The sequence below is a fragment of the Azospirillum sp. genome (assembly GCF_050789165.1).
Genome location: NZ_JBOZRT010000108.1, coordinates 1 through 1,824 on the forward strand (window position 1 = coordinate 1; position 1,824 = coordinate 1,824).

Annotated in this window: 3 protein-coding genes; 1 reads left to right on the forward strand and 2 read right to left on the reverse strand. The window is 69.4% G+C overall.

The genetic code is table 11. The annotated features are described in order from the left end of the window. Positions 1–201: 201 nt before the first annotated feature. A complete protein-coding gene (locus ACRWK7_RS24565; RefSeq protein WP_431858955.1) occupies positions 202–372 on the reverse strand; it encodes a hypothetical protein in 171 nt (56 codons plus the stop codon). Beyond that, the gene (locus ACRWK7_RS24570; protein ID WP_431858956.1) at positions 372–845 is read right to left on the reverse strand and encodes a flavodoxin family protein; all 474 of its coding nucleotides are present in this window, start codon (positions 843–845) and stop codon (positions 372–374) included. Before ACRWK7_RS24570 ends, ACRWK7_RS24565 begins: the two co-directional genes overlap by 1 nt. A gap of 414 nt (positions 846–1,259) precedes the next feature. Between ACRWK7_RS24570 and ACRWK7_RS24575 the strand changes: the two genes are divergently transcribed. Continuing rightward, the gene (locus tag ACRWK7_RS24575) at positions 1,260–1,508 is read left to right on the forward strand and encodes a hypothetical protein (RefSeq protein ID WP_431858957.1); all 249 of its coding nucleotides are present in this window, start codon (positions 1,260–1,262) and stop codon (positions 1,506–1,508) included. Positions 1,509–1,824 lie beyond the last annotated feature (316 nt).

Sequence of the window (1,824 nt, forward strand, 5' to 3'; positions counted from 1 at the left end):
CAGGGGGCGACGGTGCTGCAGCGCTCGGGCGGCCGGGTGCCCTTCGGCGCGCCGAACTTCGCCAACGTGCAGAACCTCGCCGCCGGCATCGGCAACGCCGCCGGACAGGGCGCCTTGGTCCGCCAGCGCTGACCGGCCTCCCGCCTTCTCCGTCCTCCCCAACCTCACGCTCCGGCCGCCCGCGGCCGGAGCGCTTTCTTGTCAGAGGTACGTCACCATGACGCCGGCCAGCATGGCGGCGAAGGCGACCGTCGCCAGCATGGACGACAAGGGCAGGGCACCGCGCCACCACATGTAGACGGTGACGGCGATCACCGTGGCCGCGGTCATCACCAGCCCACCGTTGGAGCCGTCAAACAGAGAATCGGGCATCAGAAAATCCCCATGTCTAGCCCGGCGGCCATCAGCGCGCCCAGCTCCTCGCAGCGAATCGTGAAGTCGTCCTGGAACGGGCCGCGGCAGACCAGCGGCTCCTGCACCACCCGCCAGCGCAGGCCGGTGGCGATGCCCTCGACGGCGCGCCGGGTGCCGGTGCCGTCATGGCCGGCGCGGACGTACAACGCGTAGGGCATCCCCTGGGTGCGCTCCAGACACGGGTAGTAGATGCGGTCGAAGAAATCCTTCAGCGCCCCGCTCATGTACCCGAGATTCTCCGGCGTGCCGAGAATCACCGCCCGCGCGGCCAGCACGTCTGCCGGCCCGGCGTCCAGGGGCGCCAGGACGCGCACCGCCAATCCCTCGCTGATGGCCGTCTGCGCCCCGCGCAGCACCGCATCGCGCAGACGTCGTGTGTTGTCGGACGGCGCGTGGGCGACGATCAGAAGGGTCTTGGAGGGATCGGTCATGTGGGCCTCTCCGGCTCGCCGGCAGGAGGTCCGGCAGCGCTGGCGCGGCTGGAGGGAGCGGCCTCCGAAATCCGGTTCACCGCGGTTCGCTCTGGTCCCATATCCCGTCCATGGCCGCTGAAAATTCTGACGTTCTGCTTCATGCCGGTTCGCCGACGGTCGCCGCAAGCGGTGAGGGTGTGGGACGCTGTGGGACGGAAGCACCGATCAGCGCCGCGCAGGCTACAGCAAAACAGGCGGCACATGGTTGACTGGTTTGCATCCCGGCTCCGCGGCCGTCGTCACGAGTCCGCCGGCTGATTCGGTCTCACGGAAGGAGGCATCTCCACAGATTGGAGCGCTACACCCACTGCGCACTGGAGCCGATGGCGCCGCGCAACGACCTCACTTGAACCCACGGTTGCGGAGGCAAGTATGAGCACGGACGTCGATGCCCAGCGGGGATTGCTGATGAAGCTCCGCAGCATGGTCGAGCAGTACGAGCGCTGCAGCTCGCGCGGCCCCAAACTGATGCACGGAACCCGCTACCAGATGGCCGTCGATGCGACGGAGGTGAACGGCGACCAATGCCAGTTTCCGGCCTGCCGCTGCCCCAAGGCCGATTGCGCCGAGAGGCCCGGCCGCTGCCCTCCGGTGGATTGGCAGGGAGCGCCTCGGCCATAGGTGCCCGGAGGCGCATCGCCCGACGTCCGAGGCCTGCCTCCAACCCAAAGCGGGTGACGCTGTGCAGTCAAGGAAAGGCGACCGCTTCGGATCGCCCCGTTCCGAGCCAGGGCAAAGAAAGAGCCCCGGCCGGGCGAACCGGTCGGGGCCAAGGTCAAGGGAGGGGAGAGACGGGACCCGGTGCTCAGCGCTGGCGGACCAGGGCGCCCTGTCCGGCGACGTTGCCGATGCCGGCGGCGAGGTTCTGCACGTTGGCGAAGTTCGGCGCGCCGAAGGGCACCCGGCCGCCCGAGCGCTGCAGCACCGTCGCCCCCTG

Excerpts from the sequence above, each read along its gene's own strand:
- ACRWK7_RS24570 (WP_431858956.1), bottom strand. The coding sequence starts at position 845 with ATGACCGATCCCTCCAAGACCCTTCTGATCGTCGCCCACGCGCCGTCC.
- ACRWK7_RS24575 (WP_431858957.1), top strand. The coding sequence starts at position 1,260 with ATGAGCACGGACGTCGATGCCCAGCGGGGATTGCTGATGAAGCTCCGC.
- ACRWK7_RS24565 (WP_431858955.1), bottom strand. The coding sequence starts at position 372 with ATGCCCGATTCTCTGTTTGACGGCTCCAACGGTGGGCTGGTGATGACC.